This window comes from Pseudomonas sp. AAC, from assembly GCF_000725445.1.
Taxonomy (GTDB): domain Bacteria; phylum Pseudomonadota; class Gammaproteobacteria; order Pseudomonadales; family Pseudomonadaceae; genus Pseudomonas; species Pseudomonas citronellolis.
Genome location: NZ_KL647098.1, coordinates 424,044 through 442,985, shown reverse-complemented (window position 1 = coordinate 442,985; position 18,942 = coordinate 424,044). Strand labels below are relative to the sequence as shown.

The window sequence follows — 18,942 nt, the reverse complement described above, 5'->3', positions numbered from 1 at the left end:
GCCGAACAATGAACAGTATCGTTAACCTGCCTCATGATGACCGCAGTTGCGGCTGGTACGCCGCGCTGCCCGAACCCTTCCCCTGCAAGCGTCTAGTAGGCGAGCAGAAGGCCGACCATGTGGTGATCGGCGCTGGCTTCGCGGGACTCGCCGCGGCGCGCCGGCTCGCCGAACACATGCCGCAATCGCGCATCCTGCTGGTGGATGCCCAGCGCATCGGCTACGGCGCCTCGGGCCGCAACTCCGGCTTCGTCATCGACCTGCCGCACAAGTTCGCCCTGGAGCATCCCGATCCGCAGCACAAGCAGCGCCTGTTGGGCCTCAACCGCGCCGCTATCGACCAGCTGCAGACCCTGATCGGACGCCATGGCATCGACTGCCAGTGGTCCCATGCCGGCAAGTACCAGGGCGCTGTCGGTGAGCGCGGTCTCGCCTACCTCGATCATTTCGAGAAGCTGATGGCTGACCTCGGCGAACCCTACCGCCTGGTGGAGCGCAATGAGCTGGCCGGAGTGCTGGGTACAAACTATTACAGCCGCGCCATCTTCACGCCGGGCTGCTACCTGATGCAGCCGGCCGCGCTGGTGCGCGGGCTGGGCGATTCGCTGCCGCAGAACGTCGAGGTGCTGGAGGAATCGCCGATCCAGCGTCTGGAGCGCGACGCCAACGGCCGCTGGGTCCTGCATGGCAACGAGGGGCTGATCCGCACTCCGCAGGTGCTGCTGGGCACCAGCATCTTCACCCAGGAGTTCGGCTTCCTGCGCAATCGCCTGCTGCCCGTGATGACCTTCGCCAGTTGGACGCGTCCGCTCACCAATGCCGAGATGAGTGCCGTCGGCGTCCAGGCCGACTGGGGGCTGACCCCGGCCGACCATGCGGGCACCACAGTGCGGATGACCCAGGATCGCCGCTTGATCATCCGCAATACTTACAAGCATGTACCGCGCTATGGTCGCAGCGTTGACGAAGGAACGCGCGCGAAGATCCGTAATGACCACCGCAAGGCATTCCTCTCGCGCTACCCGCAGCTAGCCCAAGTGCCATTCACGCACACATGGGGTGGCGTCTATGCCATCTCGCGCAACTTCACCAACTACTTCGGTCAATTGGATGATGGCGTATTCGCGACGGCATGCGACAACGGCGTAGGGGCGGCTTGGGGCACTATTTCCGGAGCGCTGCTAGCTGATCGGGTAGTTGGGGCCGAGTCTTCGCTGCTCAGCGACATCCAGACGGTGACCGGCATGCCCTCCCTCAACCCGCCGGAGCCGCTCCTTGGCCTTGGCGTACGTACGCGCATCCGCTGGGCGGCCTGGAACAGCAGGAGTGAGCTATGACGACGGCACCCGGTAGCAAGGGGCCGGTACTCCTCGTCGACCATCGTAATTTGGACTTCGTTCACCGTGGGGGCCCACCGGGTAATGCCAGCGTGGCCCGTGCCATCAGCAACGAAGTCTCACCCAACCTGGGCATTGGCTTCGCTCTCTGGGACGGTGCCGAGGTTGCCTGGACGCTGCTGTACGACGAAGTGATTTTTGTCATCGAAGGTTGTTTCGAACTCAGGGCGAACGGTGAGCTGTACCGGGTGGAGCCGGGGCAACTGCTGTGGATCCCCGAAGGGACTGAACTCGTCTACGGAGGCCACGCGTTGTTTGGCTATGTAGTACATCCCGGCGACTGGAAACAGCGTCACGGCCTCGCATAGAGCAGAACTGGGGATTTCAATTGTTCGCACTCGCCAAGGCATTCGGAACGATCTATGCCGCGACTCTGCTTATGCAGCTGGGGTCCAGTCTGCTCATGACGTACCTGGCTCTGCGTCTGGACGCTGAGGGTATTGCGGAACTTTGGGGGGGCGGTCTCATGGCTGCCCATGCCCTAGGCATGGTGGTGGGAGGACGCATCGGCTACTGGCTGATCAATCGGGTCTCCCATGCATTTGCATTCGTGATAGCGGCCGGTGTGATTGTGGCGGCCGTACTCAGCCATCAGCTAAGCGACTGGTTGCCGCTCTGGCTTGCTCTGAGGTTCGTCGTTGGGGCGGCGATGATGTGCCAGCTGATGGTCATCGAAAGTTGGCTCAACGACTGCTCGCCGAGTGATCGTCGTGGTGGCGCCATGTCGCTGTACATGGTGGCGAGCTACGTCGGCATGATGCTGGGGCAGTTGCTGATCGGCCTCGGCGATGGACTGAACGCATTGGTCCTGTCCGGGGTCGCCATCGCTGTCGCCATCGGCATGATACCCATGGCTATGCACAGAGGCAGGCGCCCGAGCGCAATCAGCCAGGTGCGCGTGCGGCCAATGTTCTATATCCGCCGACTACCCCAGGCGTTGGGCACTGTTCTTGCGTCGGGACTATTGAATGGCTGCTTCTACGGATTGACTCCGATTTTCGCCGCTCAGTTGGGATTCACTCCCGCACAGGTTGGTCAGTTCATGGCACTTAGCGTGGCAGCGGGGCTGGTTGCCCAACTCCCGCTCGGAATGCTTTCGGATCGATATTCTCGGGTGGCGATAATTCGAGCAACCTCGATCCTGCTCTGCGTCGCCTATTTGCCATTGGCTTTCCTCAATGCTCCGGAGGTGGGCTGGATCATGTTCGCAGGGGCTGCCGTAGGCTTTCTGCAGTTCTGTCTGTATCCACTGGGTGTCGCGCACGCCAACGACAACCTTGAAGTCGAGCTTCGAGTATCCGTCGCCGGAATGCTGCTGGTAGCGTTTGGTATTGGCGCGGCTATTGGCCCACTTGTCGCAGGAACGCTGATGGAGCGCCTTGGCCCGCAAGGCCTTTACCTGTTCGGTATTGGCGTCACGGCGCTTTTGACTGTGCTGATCCGCGATGGGCGCAAGAGCAGTGTTTCGATAGTCCACGCAAGTCAGTCTATTTCCACAAGCTGAGGTGCAAGAGATATCTCAGAAGAGACCGCGCTTGAGGGGCACGAGTGCAATTTGGGTCTTGGTTTAACCTCTACTAGTTAACTACCTAGGAATTAGGCCCCTAAAGCAAGGGACTGATAAAGCTTGCGCGCTGCCAATCAGCCTCGTTTGACGGTGACGTTGGATGTCTGCTCCTGGCCGAAAGCTGCCTTCGTTAAGCGGCAGCTCTTGACCCATAGCGAACGTTGCGACGCCCCGTCTCGGCAATGACGACGGAAGCTCGCTGCCTGCTCATCCGCGCTTTCCCGGAGGCGCTTTGTATTCCAGTGTGTCCGCAGCGCGTTTTGACATTCGCAGAGATGGCTACGCCTTTTCTCGACACGGTGCAGATACCCCAAGGGCTTTTAATTCACTCCAACAGGACATCGGCGCGCGGTTGGAGCCAGCACTCTTCCAGAGCGTTCTTTCCCACTCCGATGGACTGTTCCCCCTAACCCTTGAGGAACAATGCCATGAACACTCTGAAGACCCTCGTGACCGCCATTACTTTTTCGCTGGCCGGTGTAGCGGTGCATGCGAGTGCAGCCGAAGCGCGCTGCTCCCACGGCACCGTCTGCTTCCAACTGACGCCCCTGGCTGAAGAAGGCGCAACCCCGCAACTGGCGGAAGATGGCTTCAGCAGGACGCCCCTGGGCATGCGCGTGAACTCGGCAGCGCCTGCGCAACAGACCATTGCCGCAGATGGCTACAGCCGGACGCCGTTGGGCAAGCGCGTGGCGTCGTCCCATGAATCGGTAACCGTCTGATTTCCGGGTTTTCACGTTTTCAGTCAATGAAGGTGAGGCGATGAAGCGAGACGAAGCAGGGAATGACAAGGTCGCCATTGTTTTTGGTGGCTCCCGGGGCATCGGCGCGGCAGCGGCGAGGCAACTCGCCGCCGACGGTTTCTCGGTGGCGCTGACCTACGTGTCCCGGCCGGACAGCGCCAAAGCGCTGGCCGACGAGATCGAGGCGGGTGGCGGCCGTGCCCTTGCGTTCCAGGCCGACAGCAAGGATGCCGCTGCCATCCGGAATGCGGTGGCGGCGGCGGTCGAGCGCTTTGGCGCGATAGACGTGGCGGTGGTCAATGCCGGCGTGCTGCGGCTCGCCCGCATCGATGCCCTTGGCGTCGAGGACCTCGACCTGATGCTCGACGTGAACATCCGCGGCGTCATTCTCTCGATCCAGGCCGCCGTGGCCAGCATGCGCGACGGCGGGCGGGTGATCACCATCGGCAGCAATTCGGCCTCTGGGCGCACCTCGGTCGAAGGCGCGGTGTACGCGATGACCAAGGCCGCCGTTGCGCGCCTGGTGCAAGGGCTCGCGCTGGATCTCGCGGCGCGCCGGATCACCGTCAACAATATCCAGCCCGGCCCGACCGCGACCGACATGACGCAAGCGCACCTGGACGCGCTGGCGGAACTCGTCCCACTCGGACGCGTCGCCCAGCCCATGGAGATCGCCGGCCTGGTCGCGTATCTCACCAGCCCGGCAGCGGCCCACATGACCGGGGCGAGCCTGACGCTGGATGGTGGCTATGCCCTGTAACGCCAGAAACGCCCGGGGGCCGCGACGCTCAAGGGCTTGAACGGCAATGACGCAGACGCCCCATTGTGGAAGAGGAACAGATTTATTCCTTCTGCTCTAAAGCTGTCCGGATGGACGAGACTAGAATGCTGAAAATAAACCTGTCTTGCACGGACACCATACCGGTGGGCACGGCTTCTCGTAGGAGCGAGCTTGCTCGCGAACAGGCTCCGCTGCGGGCTCATTCGCGAGCAAGAACCAGGCGTCCCCCCTCGATCCTACGAAGAGCCCCCGCACGGCCGGTAAGAGAGTCGCTCTTACGGCACCAGGGCGGGCCGTGCAGGTTGGCGTACCGGACTCGGACCGGCGCATCCGAAGATGCCCCACACGGCCCCCATGGCGGGCATCCACGATAAGGCGCGCTGATCCCGGCCCGAATGCCTTGATGGAAGAGGTGGCATAAAAATATAATGCGAGTCATTCGCATATGATGGAATGCCACTCCATGCACGCTACTGCCGCTACAGAGGATCAGCTGCTCGGCCGGCTGTACCAGGACCACCACGGATGGCTGCGCGGATGGCTCCATCGTCGATTGGGCAATCGCTGCGATGCGGCCGACCTGGCCCAGGATACCTTCGTCCGGTTGCTCGTTTCGCCCGCTGCGCTGCAGCAGCCAATCGCGACGCCGCGAGCCTACCTGCTGACCATCGCACGGCGGCTGGTGATCAATCTCTACCGTCGGCGCTCGCTGGAGCAGACGTATCTGGAAGTCCTGGCCAGCCTGCCAGAGGCGTGCACGCCTTCGCTGGAGCATCAGGCTCTGGTGCTCGAAGCCCTGCATGAGGTCGACGCGGTACTGGCCCGCCTACCGAGCAAGGCACGCCAGGCGTTCCTCCTGTACCAGCTCGAAGGGCTCACCCAGGATGCCATCGCCCAGCGGTTGGGCGTGAGCGTACGTAGCGTTCAGCGTTATCTCGTGCTGGCTTTCGAAGAGTGCATCGTGCTGGCTGCAGAAGTGCCGGAGCACCCGTGAGCGCGCAACCCATCGACCGTGATATCGCTCGCCAGGCCGCGCGCTGGTATGTGCGCCTTCAGGGGCCGCGCGTCAGCGAGGCGCAACGTCGCGATTGCGAGCGCTGGCGCGCAGCCGACCCGGAGCACGAGCGCGCCTGGCAGTTGGCGGAGGGCTTCAACCGGCGACTGGGGCTGATCCCGCCTCAGCTGGGGCTTGAAACGCTGGATCGTTCCCATGCCGCTACGCGCCGACAGGCCCTCAAGTTGCTCGCGCTGCTGCTGGCAACGGCGCCTGCAGCCTTGCTGATTCGCCGTACGCAGTCCTGGCAGCAGCTCAATGCCGATGTTCGCAGCGGGGTAGGCGAGCAGCGCCAGATGTCTCTGGCCGACGGCACGCAGATTCATCTCAATACCGACAGTGCCGTCGATGTGGCCTTCGACGGTGCGAGCCGGCGGGTACGGCTGGTTGCAGGCGAGGTGCTGATCATCACCGCCAAGGACCCCGCCGGCAGACCCTTCATTGTGGAAACTGCCCAGGGCGAGATCGAGCCCATCGGCACGCGCTTCCTGGTGCGGCAATGGCCCGAGGACAGCCAGGTTGCGGTGCTCGAAGGCGCGGTGAAGCTGAACTCGCGGGCTGGAGAATCCCAGCTGCTGAAGGCCGGCGAACAGGCGAGATTCAACGCCCGGCATGTGGGCGGCGTCGAGCCGCTCGATGCACGCATCGCCGATTGGACCCGCGGCGTGATCAAGGCTGAGCGTATGAGCCTGGCAAGCTTCGCCGCCGAACTGGGGCGATACCGGCCCGGCCTGTTGCGCTGCGACCCCGAGGTTGCGCAACTGGAAGTCTCCGGGGCGTTTCAACTGCACGACACCGACCAGGCGCTCCATGCGTTGACCCAGGTGCTGCCGGTGGAAATCCGCTATCGCACCCGTTACTGGGTCACCATCGCGCCCATTTCCAGCTGATCGGCCCAGCTGATTGGCGCTGCCGAATTTATTTTGTCGCCTTTTTCGTCTCTCGCGTGTCACCCGAGCACACAACGAAAAAACATGCTCGACACAGGGAGTCACTCATGCAGCTTCACCCCTTCGCTTCGCGCCGCGCAGCACGACCCAGCGAACTCGCCCAGGCATTGCGCGCCGCTGCGCTCGGGCTGTGCCTGGGCCCGATCGGCTTCGTCGCCTGTGCGCAGGCCGACACCGTCGATCAGGCCGGCCGGCAACGCCACTTCGAGATAGCCCCTGGCCCGCTGGGCGCTGCGCTGGCGGAGTTCGCGAGCCAGGCGGGCATCACACTGCCGCTGCAGCCACAGCGGGTGCAGGGGCTGAAGAGTCGAGGCCTGAGCGGCGATGCCGACGTCGACACCGGCCTGAGCCGGCTGCTCGAGGGGACTGGACTGCGCGCCTCACGGCAGGGCGACGGCCTCTATGTTCTGCGTCCGGTAGCCGAGGCCGAGCAGCCACTGAAGATGGACAGCAGCGAAATCGTGGGCGTTCGCCAGGATGGCCTGACCGCGGGAACGGGCTCCTATACGACCGGTGCCATGCAGACCGCCACCAAGCTGAACCTCTCGCTGCGTGAAACGCCGCAGTCGGTCACGGTGATGACTCGCCAGCGCCTCGACGACCAGGCCCTGGCCGACCTCAACGACGTTGTGCAGAGCACCCCGGGCATGGTCATCCGGCGCACGGGGCCGGAGCGTTCCACCTACTACGCCCGCGGCTTTGCGCTCGACAACATCATGTACGACGGCCTGCCCACCAGCCTCGACAGTTCCCAGCTGTCCCAGGACCTGCTTTCCGCAGACATGGCCATGTACGACCGGGTGGAGGTGGTGCGCGGCGCCACCGGCCTGATGCAGGGCGCCGGAAACCCGGCCGCGGCCATCAACCTGGTTCGCAAGCGTCCTACACCAACGTTCCAGGCCAGCATCCAGGGCAGCGCCGGCACCTGGGACCGCTACCGCACCGACGTCGACCTGTCCGGCCCGCTGACCGACAACGGCGCTGTGCGCGGTCGCCTGGTCACCGCCTACCAGACCCAGGGCAGCTTCCGCGACTCGCTGGATAACGAGCGGAACCTGTTCTACGGGATCCTAGAGGCCGACCTGAACGACAGCACCACCCTGACGCTCAGCGCTTCGCGCCAGCAGGACGACTACAACGGCAACGGCTGGACCGGCCTGCCGGTGGGCTTCGACGGCAGCGACCTGAAGCTGTCGCGCTCCACTTCCCTGAGCAATGACTGGGAGTACTGGAACAAGACCAGCACCTCCGCATATGCCGCCATCGAACACGCCCTGGACAACGGCTGGAAACTCAACCTGTCGGCCACCAAGACCTGGGCCGATCTGGACATGCTGGGCACCTACATACTGGGGCGCACCGCCACCCAGACCTATGACCAATACGTCGGCGCCGGCCACTATCGGGAAAGCCAGAACAGCTTCGATGCCTACGCCAGCGGCCCGTTCCGCCTGATGGACCGCGACCACGAACTGGTGTTCGGTGCCAGCCATCGCCGCGTGGTGTTCAATGGCGACGTGCCGGCAAACGTGCTGCTGCACAGCAATATCGATATCTACAACTGGAACGGCGACACCCCGAAAGTCGCCAGCCAGACCAAATACGGCTGGCAGAACACCAACGCCAAGCTCAACAGCGTTTACGCCACCACCCGCCTGAACCTGGCCGACCCACTGAAACTGATTCTGGGCAGCCGCCTGGACTGGTACGAAAACGATACCAGCGCCCCCTACAAAGGCACCGAGACCGAACTCAAGGTCAACCGCCACGTCACCAAGTACGCCGGCCTGATCTATGACCTGGACGCGCATCACTCGGTGTATGTCAGCTACACCGACATCTTCAAGCCGCAGAGTTACTTCGACACTTCAGGCTCGGTCATCGAACCCATCACCGGCAAGAACTACGAGCTGGGCATCAAGGGCGAGTATTTCGACGGCGCGCTGAACGCCTCGGCCGCCATCTTCCAGCTGGACCAGGAAAACCGCGCCAAGGCCATCACCGACCAGAGCCTTTGCCCCAGCTATCCCACCACTTCCTGCTACGAGGCGGCCGGCGAGGTGCGCAGCAAAGGCATCGAACTGGAACTGCAAGGGCAACTCACGCCCAACTGGCAACTGGGCGCCGGCTACACCTTCACCGAAGCCAAATACCGCAAGGATGCGAACAAGTCCAACGAAGGTCGCCTGTTCGATACCGACATCCCGCGACACCTGTTCAAGATGAGCACCACCTACACCCTGCCAGGCGCGCTCGACCAATGGCGCATTGGTAGTTCCCTGTACCGGCAGAACCGCATCTACAACAAAGGCACCACCTACATGATCGAGCAGGACGCCTACACGCTGGTGGACTTCATGCTGGGGTTCAAGCCGACTGCCCATATCGATGCGCAGCTGAACCTGAACAATGCGTTCGACAAGAAGTACTACAACTCCTTGAGTTCGTCTGTCACGGTGCCGAGCAACGTGTATGGGGAGCCGCGGAATCTGATGTTGTCGGTGAAGTACAGTTTTTGAAGCGGCCGCGAGCGCAGGCCTGACCGAGTGGGGAAGCGCAAGCGCAGGAGGCCTATGGACGCCTGGCATCAGCCGGCTTAGCGCTTGGCATCGCGGCGGTATGGCTGCCATGGGGCCGTTAGCAGACACTCAAAGCCGAATCCGTTTCCGCTGGCTGTCAGTGCAGCGTGGGGAAGCGCTCTTTCACCAGCGCCTGGGCCTGATGGGCCATCTGGTCAAGCAGGCGGTCGCGTTTTTTCTCGGCATCGGCCATGGCCTTCCGGCCGTGTTGCTGCACCAGGTAGGCGTGGATCTGCCGCACTTCCTTGGACTGATAGATCGGGGCCAGGTCCTGCACCGCGACCATGCCGTCGGAGCGGTGATCGCGGGTGTTGAGCAGCACGTGCGGCCCCTGTGCCGCCAGGACCTGAAAGCCCATCGACTCGAAGGCCGGCACCTTGCTCGCCGCGCAGGCGAGTTCGACGTGGGGCCGATGTGTGGCCACCTGTTGCAGCATGGCCCGCGCGATGCCGTGCCGGCGATGGCTGGCCGTGACGGCCAGGTAGGCCAGCGTGCAGGCCTGGGCATCGTCCTGGCTCGGCAGGTACAGGGCAAAGCCCAGGACCTGGGAGGGATCCTCGTCGTCCAGGGCCAGGACCAACCGTGCGCTGCTGTCCACGGTGCTGTCCATGGCCTGCAGATACAGGTGCACCTCGTAGCCGATCACGTACTGGTACAGCTGATAGAGCGGGTTGCTGGGCGTCAGCGGCACCGGGCTGATGTCGCTGAAGTAGTCCACCACCATTTGCAGAACCTGATTCTTCAGGGACTCCGGTGGTGGTGCGTCCAGGGTTACGAGGGTGAACATTTGAAGCTGGCTCCGGGCGTGCCCGATCGGGGGAGATCGGCGCGGGCGCCATTGTAGCGCCCATGCGTGCCGAGCGTTGCAGCCGTTGGCGGAGTTCGGCGCGTAGGGCGAATAACGCTCCGCGTTATCCGCCGATTGGATGATCCATGTGATCGGGATGACGGCGGATAACCGCGAACGGTTATCCGCCCTACGCCCGGTCCGTCGTAGGAGCGGGCCCTGCCCGCGATTTCGCGCGCAGGGCGCGCTCCTACAAGAGGCAAGGTGTGGGGCTGTCTATTGGATTTCCGCGTTCGCGGCTAGGCGTATCAGGATGACACTGAGCTTGCCGAACGCTCCGAACGGCCCCCTCTCCCTTCAGGGAGAGGGTTGGGGAGAGGGGACGGAGTTTATCCAAACACCAACGGCGCCCGGGAAGCGCCATTCGCGAGCAAGCTCGCTCCTACGAAGAGCGCCTCGGTGCCGCCTACAGGATCGATATGAAGCGAAGCGCCACCCACCACCAGCGGCTGACGCTTCGCATCACGTTCCCTACGCCCGGCCGCCTTTCTCAGCCGCGGCATACAACCGCTCTGCATCGGCCGCCAGGTACTCCCGCGCGCTGAAAGTGCCATCCAGCACATCCTCACTGCGCGCCCCCCAGGTCCGGCGCTCCGGCCAGCAGGCGCAGCAGATTGACCAGGGCCGATTGGCGGGCCTGGGCGGCGTCGTAAAGCTCCGACGGGGCGGTGCTCTTGAGGGGATGGGAACTTGGGCTGCAGGGAGGGCGGATCGTACAGGTTGGCGTACCGGCCTAGAGTTCCGGCGCATCCGAAGACGCCCCGCACGGCCCGCCCATAACACAGGTGCAGCCATGCTAAGTGCCCGAACACTCGCTCAGGCACCTGAATCCAGTGTCGGGACGCCAATCCCGAACCGCCCTGTTGGGCGGCTGGGCGACGTTAGGGAGTTGTCGTGGGGCTGTCAATCGGAGGCGCAAGGAGGAGGGGGGAACACAGTTGACGATATGGCAGCCGAAGGCGGATGACAGCTTCCTGCCCCCCACGTCCGATACCCAGCCCAATCCACCCCGGATTTTTCACGCACCAATACGGGCTCAAGCCGACTTCACCTCCCCTATTCGAACTGCTGCCATGCCGGGTTATCCCGCCTCGGCGGTTCGTATAGGAGCGCTTCATGATCAGCAACCCCAACCGCCTGCACGGCATGAGCCATGACGACGCCCGCAACCCGATCGCCAGTTGCCCGGCGCGCCAGAACGAGCTGTACGTCGTCCCGGCGCGCTACGCCCTGGCCGAGCACCCCGCCCGCCACGCCAGCCTGCAACCGGCCGTGCGCGCCAGCAGCCACCCCATGGCCCTGCGTCGCCTGCGCGGTGGCTTCCTCTACCTCTGGCATGGGCAGGGGCCGCTGCAACGCTATGCCGTGGCCGCCGACGGGCTGCTGCAGTCACAACCGCTGACGGCCGACGAGAGCGTCCTGCTGCACGGCAGCCAGGCCGGCTTCGCCCTGGACAAGCGCCACGATGCCTGGCTCCTGTACAGCGAAATCCCCCTCGGCGCAGACGCCAGCGCCCAACTGGCGGAGGCCGGCATTCGCCAGCGGCGCATGCGCCACATCGCCCTGGGCGAGGTCGCCCTGCGCCTGCAGGCACCGCACTGCCCTCCGCTCGACGCAAGTGAAACGCTGCTGGCCGAACTGATGCCGGAGGTTCGTGAACGTGTTCTGGCCAAGGAACATGCGCAGAACCACGAGGCGGACAAACGACGGACCCGGGAACTGGCCGAGCGGATGAACGCTGCCCCCACCCAGGAGAACGTGCGCGCCTATATCCACGCCATGGAGTGGTACAACGCCGGCTCGCAAGCCGCCATGCGCCACCCCCAGGCCGAGCAGGAGGACGCGCCGGGCGCCTGGAGCGCCCAGGTGTGGGAAGTGCCCGCCACCTCGGCGTGGCTGGACAGCGCACGCAGCGAGGCCGGGGAACTGCATGCGGTGCTCGCCGTACTCGACGACGACCTGGGCGTGCTGCGCGACCTCAACCACGAGCAGGAACAGCTGGAAGCCCGCCATGAAGCCTGGATGGCCGACAACAACCTGCGCCAGAACGTCGGCGGCTTCATCCGCAGCCTGGTCCGCGAGGACGGTGGCGAGCTGGCCAGCCTGCTCAATTACCGTTACCGCGAACACGATATCCAGCTCACCCCCGAGCAGGGCGAGCAATTGCTCGCCGCCCAGGCGCCCCTCAAGGCCCTGCTGGACGAAGAGACCCAGGTCAACGTCCACGAGCGCCAGCGCATCGGTCACGCCGCCGCCGACGAGCGCATCGCGGATATCGCCCGCCGTCGCGAACAACGCCTGGCGCCGCTGCGCGCCTTCATCCCCGCCGAGTTGCAGCAGCAGGTACAGGACATCGTGCGCGACTACCGCCAGGACAAGGCCAGCCAGCTCGCCGGCGGCCGGGCCAGCGCCAAGGTCGCCGAATACATCGACCTGGAACGCATGGATCGCTGGCTGGACGAGCAGGCCCCGGCGCATTTCCGCCAGGTCGAGGCCCGCCATGCCAGCCTCTATGCCGACCGCCAGGCCTTCCTGCCGCGCCACGACCTGGGCAGTTGGTTCGTCGAGCACGACAACCCGCAGCACCAGTGCTGGCTGGACGAACTGGCCGACGCCTGCCTCAGCGCCCAGTGCCATCGCCGCCAGGGCGTCGAGCAGTTCGGCGACTTCCTGCGCGCCAAGGACGGCGGCGTCTTCCGCTTGCTGTTCCTGGGCTGGAGCCCATCGCTGGAAGCGGCGGTGAACAACACCGCGCGCCTGGGCGAGCTGCAGGCGGTGCTCGCCCAGGACAACCTGAGCGCCACCCACGAGGCCCTGACCCACCTGCTCGGCGCCGCGACCGTGCAGGCGCTGCAGCGCCTGGCCAGCGACGTCGACGGCTACTGGAGCCTCACCGTGGCCCGCCTGGGCGCCGTGCTGCTGGCGCTGCAGCAGAAGGGCGTCCTGCCGGGGCAATGGCTGGGCACCCTGCTGGTCACCCGCCTGAGCGCCGGTGCCCCGCTGGTCCGCACCCTGAACAACGGCGTGGCCACCTGGCGCCTGCTCGGCCAACAGGCGCAACAGCTCGGCCAGTGGGTCAACAACACCGCCCAGGCCATCGGCCAGGGCCGCGCCGCCGGCATCCTGCAAAGCCCCGCGGTGCAGAATAGCGGCGGCTTGCTGCCGCTGGCGGCGCTGCTGGTCAACGCGCTCAATGCCGAGAGCTACCTGGCGCAGGCCCATGCCCTGGAGCGGATGGATACCCAGCGCCGGGCCGAGACCATTTCGGCCACGCTCTATGCGGGAGCGGCATTGGTGGCGGTGGTGCAGAATTGGGTGATTGTTGGGCGGGGCATCCAGGAAATCGGGGGAAGTATCCCAGGAGTTGGACCTGCCATTGCACCTACCCTAACGCTGTTTGGTGGATTTATCGGTTTGCTATCTCTTGGCGCTTCGGGGACAGAGTTTTTCAGCCTTGGCCGCCAGATAGAGGCGGCCCAGAGCAGCATCGATCCTTGGGTAGAAATCCGTCGGCTGGCTGTGGCGGGGCAGATCACCGCTTACGGTGCCCAGGCCACCCTGGGGCTCGGTTTGACTTTTCTACGCTTGGCCAAGCGCATTGATACGCCCACAGCCATCCGCCGCTTCCGCCTGGGCATGGGGCCGATCAATCTGTTGCTGCTCGCATTGGGCGGAGTCTACCTTTTTGCATGGTGGCGGCAATCCACACCGCTGCAGCAGTACCTGGCCAACTGCTGCTGGTCCAAGGCTCGCGCCGGCAATACCGATCCCATTCCCGCCGAGCAGCAGCAACGGGAGTTCGACCAGTTGCTGACATTGCTCTACCAACCGCGCGTCAGCGTGGACAGCAAGTCCCAGCGGGTGCCCGGCTCCCTGGGCGACACCGTCAGCCTGGAGGCCATCCAGCGCCTGACCATCGACCTGCCGGGTGCCGAACCGTCCAGTGTCGAACTGGACCTGGGCCTGATCGGCACTCCCATACCCGACCACTTCCGCATGTTCCGCAGCAACGACCAGCCCAACCTGGATATTGGCGATCTCTGGCTGGAGCGCAGCCAATGCACCTGGATACCGGCGGACCAAGGCCAGGGCCTGCGCCTGAGCGGCACCTTTCGCCAGGCCCAGGTGCGTCTCTCGCTACGCCTTCACTACCACAACCCGCTGGCAGACCTGGCCGGTATCACAACCATTGGTGGAGAACAGGGCCTGGCCTATGTACTGACGGCGGAAAGTGCACCGATTGTATTACGCCCCGGCGAACCCACCCCGGAACTGGACCGTGCGCAAACCTACCGCCTGACTGGCGAGAACTACCTGCATCCCAAGGAAACTCGATGACACTTCCCCCCGCCGGCAGCCAGAAGAAGGGCCTGTTCTCCCGCGAGGACTACCTGGCGCCACCGGCCATTCCCACCGGGCAGCCGCCTAGAGATGTACTTCGTATTATCTGGAGAAAGAACGAGGTATTTCTTGATATTGGCGACTACAGCATCGGCTCCTTTGTGATAATTGCATGGCCCATGGTTTTACTCCTTTTAGCGATGGGACTTCCATTCAGGGAGTCATTGCCAGAGTTCTCCACATTCATGTTGCTGACCGGCCTTATCATTGTCGGGATTCCTTCCTCGTTCGTACTCTATAGCTTGACTAAGCCTGCCCCCCCTCCCACTCGCTTCAACCGCCAGCGTCGCGAGGTCTGTATACCGCAAAAGGATGGTAGTTATTGGATAGTGCCCTGGGAGACCGTAGCGGCGCAGGCCATTGCCATGGACTCGGTGGGGCGCCATGGCAAGATGACCCAAGGCATGCTGGTAGTGGGCTTCAAGAACCCGGATCCGAAAGCGAAGGATGGCGAGCAAGATTTCAGTATGGGGTTCAGTTGTGGTGGCGGTACTACTGCCATGGCGCTGTGGGAGTGCATACGTAGCTACATGGAGGTTGGGCCTGAGTCGATCAATCATTTGGACAGTTTTGAGAAAGTTCGCTCAAACCTGAGAGGAAAGAATGCATTCTGGGGCGTGTGGTGGTTTTTCTTCGTGGGCATCAGGGATCACCTGAAAGCGAAAGAGTTTGGCAAAGCAATCTGGCTTATATTTTCGGCAGTTGCACTAGGGACACCTTTGGCAGCGATGCTACAAACTTGGAAGCTGGCGCCTCCCCCCGATTTGAGTGATCCCAATATCGTCGAATGGTCCAAACCCCTGCCACCCGAACAATGGGCCAAGCGTTCCCCCGAGTGGGACGAAGCCATTCGACAACGAGAGGCAGAACTGGCACGAGAGGCTGCGACATGACGCTTCCCCCCGCCGGCAGCCAGAAGAAGGGCCTGTTCTCCCGCGAGGACTACCTGGCGCCACCGGCCATTCCCACCGGGCAGCCTACAAGGGATGTGCTTAATACCATCTGGCGCAAGAACGAGGTGTTTCTTGATATTGGCGAGTACAGCATTGGCTCGTTTGTGATGATTGCGTGGCCTATGATTCTCCTGTTGCTGGCTATGGGGGTGCCATTTAGGGAGTCGTTGCCCGAGTTTTCTCTGTTCATCCTGGTAGCTGGTCTGATCATTGTCGGAATTCCTTCCTCGTTCGTGCTCTATAGCCTGACCCAACCTGTCCCTCCACCTACCCGTTTCAACCGCCAACGCCGCGAAGTCTGTGTACCACAGAAGGATGGCAGCTACTGGATAGTGCCCTGGGAAACCGTGGTGGCGCAGGCCATTGCCATGGACTCGGTGGGGCGCCATGGCAAGACGACCCAAGGCATGCTGGTGGTGGGCTTCAAGAACCCGGACCCGAATGCGAAGGAAGGCGAGCGGGACTGCAGCATGGGGTTCAGTTGCGGTGGCGGTACTACGGCGATGTGTCTGTGGGAGTGTATTCGCAGTTATATGGAGATCGGTCCCGAGGCGGTACCTAAATGCCATTTCGAAGGAGAGAAAACCGGTAGAAGTCTACTGGGTTGGTTCTTGAGCATCATGGGCGATGTCATTCGTTCCCTATTGAAGGGAAACGTCAAGTCCGCGCTCAAGGATGTTTTCTTCACCTTCTTTCTAGGCGCTCCGCTAGGTTTTTATCTACAGGAGCGAAAGCTGATCCCCCCTCCCGACCTGACCGACCCCGCCATAGTCGAATGGTCCAAACCCCTGCCATCCGAACAATGGGCCAAACGCTCCCCTGAGTGGGACGAAGCCATTCGACAACGTGAGGCAGAGTTGGCAGGGAAGGCTGCGACATGACGCTTCCCCCCGCCGGCAGCCAGAAGAAGGGCCTGTTCTCCCGCGAGGACTACCTGGCGCCACCGGCCACTCGAAATAGGTCCCGCTGTTGGCCTTGGGGAATGGCGTCGGGGCCGTTCCCCAAGGCGTGGTTCGTTCGCGAGCAAACTCGCTCCTACAGTTGATGCCGCTCAATCCCACCCGCCGGGACACCCCTTGCACCCCTGCATATTCGTCCCCTGGAAGTTCCCGAACCTCGGCTTGCTGCCGCGCAAATCCGCATCCTCCAGATTTGCCTCCGCCAGCTTCACCTCCTGCAGATTCGCATCGCGCAAATCCGCTCCCTTCAGGTCCGCACGGGACAGCCAGGTCATCTCCAGGTCCGCCGCGCGCAGGTTGGCCTGGTGCAGTTTGCCGCCGCTCAGGCGGGCGAATTCGAGGTAGGCGGCGGTCAGGTCGGCGCCTTGCCATTGGGCGCCCTGGGCGAACAGGCCCCAGGCCTGGATGGCCACCAGGCTGGCGCCGGAGAGGTCGGCGGCGCGCAGGTTGGCTTGTTGCAGGCTGGCGCGGGTGAGGTTGGCGCCGCGCAGGTTGGCTTTTTCCAGGTTGGCCAGGTCGAGGGTGGCGTGGCGCAGGTCGGCGCCTGAAAGGTCCGCGCCGGCGAGGTTCATGCGGCTGAGGTCCTGGCCTTTCAGATCGGCGCCGCGCAGGTCGGCGCCGGGGCATTGGCTGCCGGGCTCGATGCGGCAGTGGGCGATGACGGTGGCGTCGTCGTCGGTGTCGGCGGATTCGTCGCTGGCGTGGGCCAGGCCGGCCAGCAGCAGGGCGGCGAGCAGGGTGGTGGTTTTCATGACGGTCTCCCGGGGCATGGAAAACCGCGCCCCAGGGGGCGCGGTCGGTGGGCTCAGCGGCTGGCGGTCTTGTTGTCCCAGCTGGGCAGCTTGAACACCCAGAAGGACCCGCCCTGGGCCACCGGGCGCGTCAGGTCGGCCATGTCGCCGCCCCACAGCGGCACGGCGCCGCCGTAGCCGACGGTCACGCCGATGTACTGCTCGCCGTCCTGTTCCCAGGTGATGGGCGGGGAGACGATGCCGCTGCCGGTCTGGAACTTCCACAGTTCCTTGCCGTTCTTCGCGTCGAAGGCCTTGAGGAAGCCGTCGCCGGTGCCGGTGAACACCAGGTTGCCGGCGGTGGCCAGCACGCCGGCCCACAGCGGCAGGTGCTCCTTGTGTTCCCACACCACCTTGCCGCTGGTGGGGTCCATGGCGCGCAGGCTGCCGACGTGGTCGTCGTACATGCGCTTGATGCGGAAGCCCATGCCCAGGTAGGCGCTGCCCTTGGTGTAGCTGACTTCCTCGGTCCAGTAGTCCTCCTTCCAGTGGTTGGCCGGCACGTAGAACAGGCCGGTGTCCTGGCTGTAGGCCATGGGGTTCCAGTTCTTGCCGCCGAGGAAGGGCGGCGAGACTTCCACCGCCTTGCCGTGCTTCTGCCCCGGTTCCGGCAGCGGCGGGCGCTGGCCTTCGCGTTCCACCGGGCGGCCGGTCTTCAGGTCGATGTGGCTGGCCCAGGTTATGTTGTCGACGAAGGGGAAGGCGTTCTGCAGCTTGCCGTTGCTGCGGTCGACCACGTAGAAGAAGCCGTTGCGGTCGGCGTGAGCGGTGGCCTTGACTATCTTGCCGTCCTTGGCCTTGTAGTCGAACAGCACCAGTTCGTTGTTGCCGGAGAAGTCCCAGGCGTCGTTCGGGGTGTGCTGGTAGAACCACTTCACCTCGCCGGTGCTCGGGTCCACGCCCACTTGCCCGGACGTATAGAGGCTGTCGTAGTCGTGCGGGTTGCCGCCCTTGGCGGTGCGCGCCCAGGTGTTCCACGGGCCGGGGTTGCCGGCGCCGACGATGATGGTGTTGGTCTCGGCATCGAAGCTGGCGCTCTGCCAGGGCGCGCCGCCGCCGTGGTTCCAGGATTCGACCTTGCCGGTGGGCGAGTTGGCGTCGTCCGGCCAGGACGGCGCCTTGACGTTGCCGGTGACGCTGCTGTCCTTGCCGTTGAGGCGGCCCATGTGGCCTTCGACGAAGGGCCGCATCCAGATTTCCTCGCCGGTGTCCGGGTCGCGGGCGAACAGGCGGCCGACCACGCCGAACTCGTCGCCCGAGCTGCCGTGGATCAGCAGCACCTTGCCGGTCTTGCCGTCCTTCACGATGGTCGGCGCGCCGGTCATGGTGTAGCCGGCGCCGTGTTCGCCGAACTTCTTCTTCCATACCACCTTGCCGGTGTTCTTGTTCAGCGCCACGACCGAGGCGTCGAGGGTGCCGAAGAAGATCTTGTCGCCGTAGATGGCGGCGCCGCGGTTGACCACGTCGCAGCACGGGCGGATGTCGTCGGGCAGGCGGTGGTTGTAGGTCCACAGGCGCTTGCCGGTCTTGGCGTCGAGGGCGAACAGCCGCGAGTAGGAGGCGGTGACGTAGATCACCCCGTCGCTGACGATGGCCTGGGATTCCTGGCCGCGCTGCTTCTCGTCGCCGAAGGAGTAGGACCAGGCCGGGGTCAGCTTGAACACGTTATCGGCGTTGACCTGCTTGAGCGGGCTCCAGCGCTGGGCGTTGGTGCCCATGCCGTACTGCAGCACGTTGCTGGTGGTCTTGTGGTCGTTGGCGATGTCGTCCCAGCTGACGTCCTTGGCCAGCGCCGCGCCGCCGGCGCCCAGGGCGATGGCGAGGGTCAGGCTGTGCAGGGCGAGGCGCAGGGGGCCGGCAGGCGTTGGTGAAGAGGCGGGGGAGGTTCTTGTTGTCATCTTCGGGTTCCCGTTTTTGGTG

General features: G+C 64.0%; 14 protein-coding genes. 11 read left to right on the top strand and 3 right to left on the bottom strand.

Going from position 1 to position 18,942, the window contains the following annotated elements:
- Positions 1-8: 8 nt before the first annotated feature.
- The 8 genes from FG99_RS19570 to FG99_RS19535 all read left to right on the top strand — a co-directional run bounded on the left by FG99_RS19570 (position 9) and on the right by FG99_RS19535 (position 9,011).
- The gene (locus tag FG99_RS19570; RefSeq protein WP_043271939.1) at positions 9-1,337 is read left to right on the top strand and encodes an NAD(P)/FAD-dependent oxidoreductase; all 1,329 of its coding nucleotides are present in this window, start codon (positions 9-11) and stop codon (positions 1,335-1,337) included.
- The gene (locus FG99_RS19565) at positions 1,334-1,705 is read left to right on the top strand and encodes an ethanolamine utilization protein EutQ (protein WP_043271937.1); all 372 of its coding nucleotides are present in this window, start codon (positions 1,334-1,336) and stop codon (positions 1,703-1,705) included. Before FG99_RS19570 ends, FG99_RS19565 begins: the two co-directional genes overlap by 4 nt.
- Positions 1,706-1,725: 20 nt before the next feature.
- Positions 1,726-2,901 (top strand): MFS transporter, encoded by a 1,176-nt coding sequence (locus tag FG99_RS19560; protein ID WP_043271935.1) that lies wholly within the window; start codon positions 1,726-1,728, stop codon positions 2,899-2,901.
- A gap of 491 nt (positions 2,902-3,392) precedes the next feature.
- Complete coding sequence (locus tag FG99_RS19555) at positions 3,393-3,686, top strand: hypothetical protein (protein WP_043271932.1); 294 nt, start codon at positions 3,393-3,395, stop codon at positions 3,684-3,686.
- 40 nt (positions 3,687-3,726) lie between these two features.
- Positions 3,727-4,467: an SDR family oxidoreductase gene (locus FG99_RS19550; protein ID WP_177330913.1), complete on the top strand. Its 741-nt coding sequence runs from the start codon at positions 3,727-3,729 to the stop codon at positions 4,465-4,467.
- Between the two features lie 484 nt (positions 4,468-4,951).
- Complete coding sequence (locus FG99_RS19545; protein ID WP_043271930.1) at positions 4,952-5,482, top strand: sigma-70 family RNA polymerase sigma factor; 531 nt, start codon at positions 4,952-4,954, stop codon at positions 5,480-5,482.
- Entirely contained in the window at positions 5,479-6,432 is a 954-nt protein-coding gene (locus FG99_RS19540; protein WP_043271928.1) for a FecR domain-containing protein, read from the top strand. The genes FG99_RS19545 and FG99_RS19540 overlap by 4 nt, the downstream gene beginning before the upstream one ends.
- Before the next feature lie 107 nt (positions 6,433-6,539).
- Positions 6,540-9,011: a TonB-dependent siderophore receptor gene (locus FG99_RS19535; protein ID WP_081884673.1), complete on the top strand. Its 2,472-nt coding sequence runs from the start codon at positions 6,540-6,542 to the stop codon at positions 9,009-9,011.
- A gap of 157 nt (positions 9,012-9,168) precedes the next feature.
- Here FG99_RS19535 and FG99_RS19530 read toward each other — a convergent pair whose 3' ends face one another.
- Positions 9,169-9,858, bottom strand: a complete 690-nt coding sequence (locus tag FG99_RS19530) for a GNAT family N-acetyltransferase (RefSeq protein WP_043271926.1) — start codon at positions 9,856-9,858, stop codon at positions 9,169-9,171.
- Between the two features lie 1,176 nt (positions 9,859-11,034).
- Between FG99_RS19530 and FG99_RS19525 the strand changes: the two genes are divergently transcribed.
- The 3 genes from FG99_RS19525 to FG99_RS19510 are packed head-to-tail and all read left to right on the top strand — an operon-like array spanning position 11,035 to position 16,153.
- Positions 11,035-14,256: a toxin VasX gene (locus tag FG99_RS19525; RefSeq protein WP_051879076.1), complete on the top strand. Its 3,222-nt coding sequence runs from the start codon at positions 11,035-11,037 to the stop codon at positions 14,254-14,256.
- On the top strand, positions 14,253-15,212 hold the full coding sequence (locus FG99_RS19515; RefSeq protein WP_043271924.1) for a hypothetical protein: 960 nt from the start codon (positions 14,253-14,255) through the stop codon (positions 15,210-15,212). The genes FG99_RS19525 and FG99_RS19515 overlap by 4 nt, the downstream gene beginning before the upstream one ends.
- Positions 15,209-16,153: a hypothetical protein gene (locus FG99_RS19510; protein WP_043271922.1), complete on the top strand. Its 945-nt coding sequence runs from the start codon at positions 15,209-15,211 to the stop codon at positions 16,151-16,153. Before FG99_RS19515 ends, FG99_RS19510 begins: the two co-directional genes overlap by 4 nt.
- A gap of 170 nt (positions 16,154-16,323) precedes the next feature.
- Here the strand turns inward: FG99_RS19510 and FG99_RS19505 are convergent, their stop codons facing one another.
- A complete protein-coding gene (locus FG99_RS19505; RefSeq protein WP_043271920.1) occupies positions 16,324-16,983 on the bottom strand; it encodes a pentapeptide repeat-containing protein in 660 nt (219 codons plus the stop codon).
- Positions 16,984-17,036: 53 nt separating this feature from the next.
- On the bottom strand, positions 17,037-18,920 hold the full coding sequence (gene exaA, locus FG99_RS19500; RefSeq protein WP_043271918.1) for a quinoprotein ethanol dehydrogenase: 1,884 nt from the start codon (positions 18,918-18,920) through the stop codon (positions 17,037-17,039).
- Positions 18,921-18,942 lie beyond the last annotated feature (22 nt).

Bases quoted from the DNA above. Each gene is read 5' to 3' on its own strand.
- FG99_RS19570 (WP_043271939.1), top strand. From the start codon at position 9: ATGAACAGTATCGTTAACCTGCCTCATGATGACCGCAGTTGCGGCTGG.
- FG99_RS19565 (WP_043271937.1), top strand. From the start codon at position 1,334: ATGACGACGGCACCCGGTAGCAAGGGGCCGGTACTCCTCGTCGACCAT.
- FG99_RS19555 (WP_043271932.1), top strand. From the start codon at position 3,393: ATGAACACTCTGAAGACCCTCGTGACCGCCATTACTTTTTCGCTGGCC.
- FG99_RS19550 (WP_177330913.1), top strand. From the start codon at position 3,727: ATGAAGCGAGACGAAGCAGGGAATGACAAGGTCGCCATTGTTTTTGGT.
- FG99_RS19545 (WP_043271930.1), top strand. From the start codon at position 4,952: ATGCACGCTACTGCCGCTACAGAGGATCAGCTGCTCGGCCGGCTGTAC.
- FG99_RS19535 (WP_081884673.1), top strand. From the start codon at position 6,540: ATGCAGCTTCACCCCTTCGCTTCGCGCCGCGCAGCACGACCCAGCGAA.
- FG99_RS19530 (WP_043271926.1), bottom strand. From the start codon at position 9,858: ATGTTCACCCTCGTAACCCTGGACGCACCACCACCGGAGTCCCTGAAG.
- FG99_RS19525 (WP_051879076.1), top strand. From the start codon at position 11,035: ATGATCAGCAACCCCAACCGCCTGCACGGCATGAGCCATGACGACGCC.
- FG99_RS19515 (WP_043271924.1), top strand. From the start codon at position 14,253: ATGACACTTCCCCCCGCCGGCAGCCAGAAGAAGGGCCTGTTCTCCCGC.
- FG99_RS19510 (WP_043271922.1), top strand. From the start codon at position 15,209: ATGACGCTTCCCCCCGCCGGCAGCCAGAAGAAGGGCCTGTTCTCCCGC.
- FG99_RS19505 (WP_043271920.1), bottom strand. From the start codon at position 16,983: ATGAAAACCACCACCCTGCTCGCCGCCCTGCTGCTGGCCGGCCTGGCC.
- exaA (WP_043271918.1), bottom strand. From the start codon at position 18,920: ATGACAACAAGAACCTCCCCCGCCTCTTCACCAACGCCTGCCGGCCCC.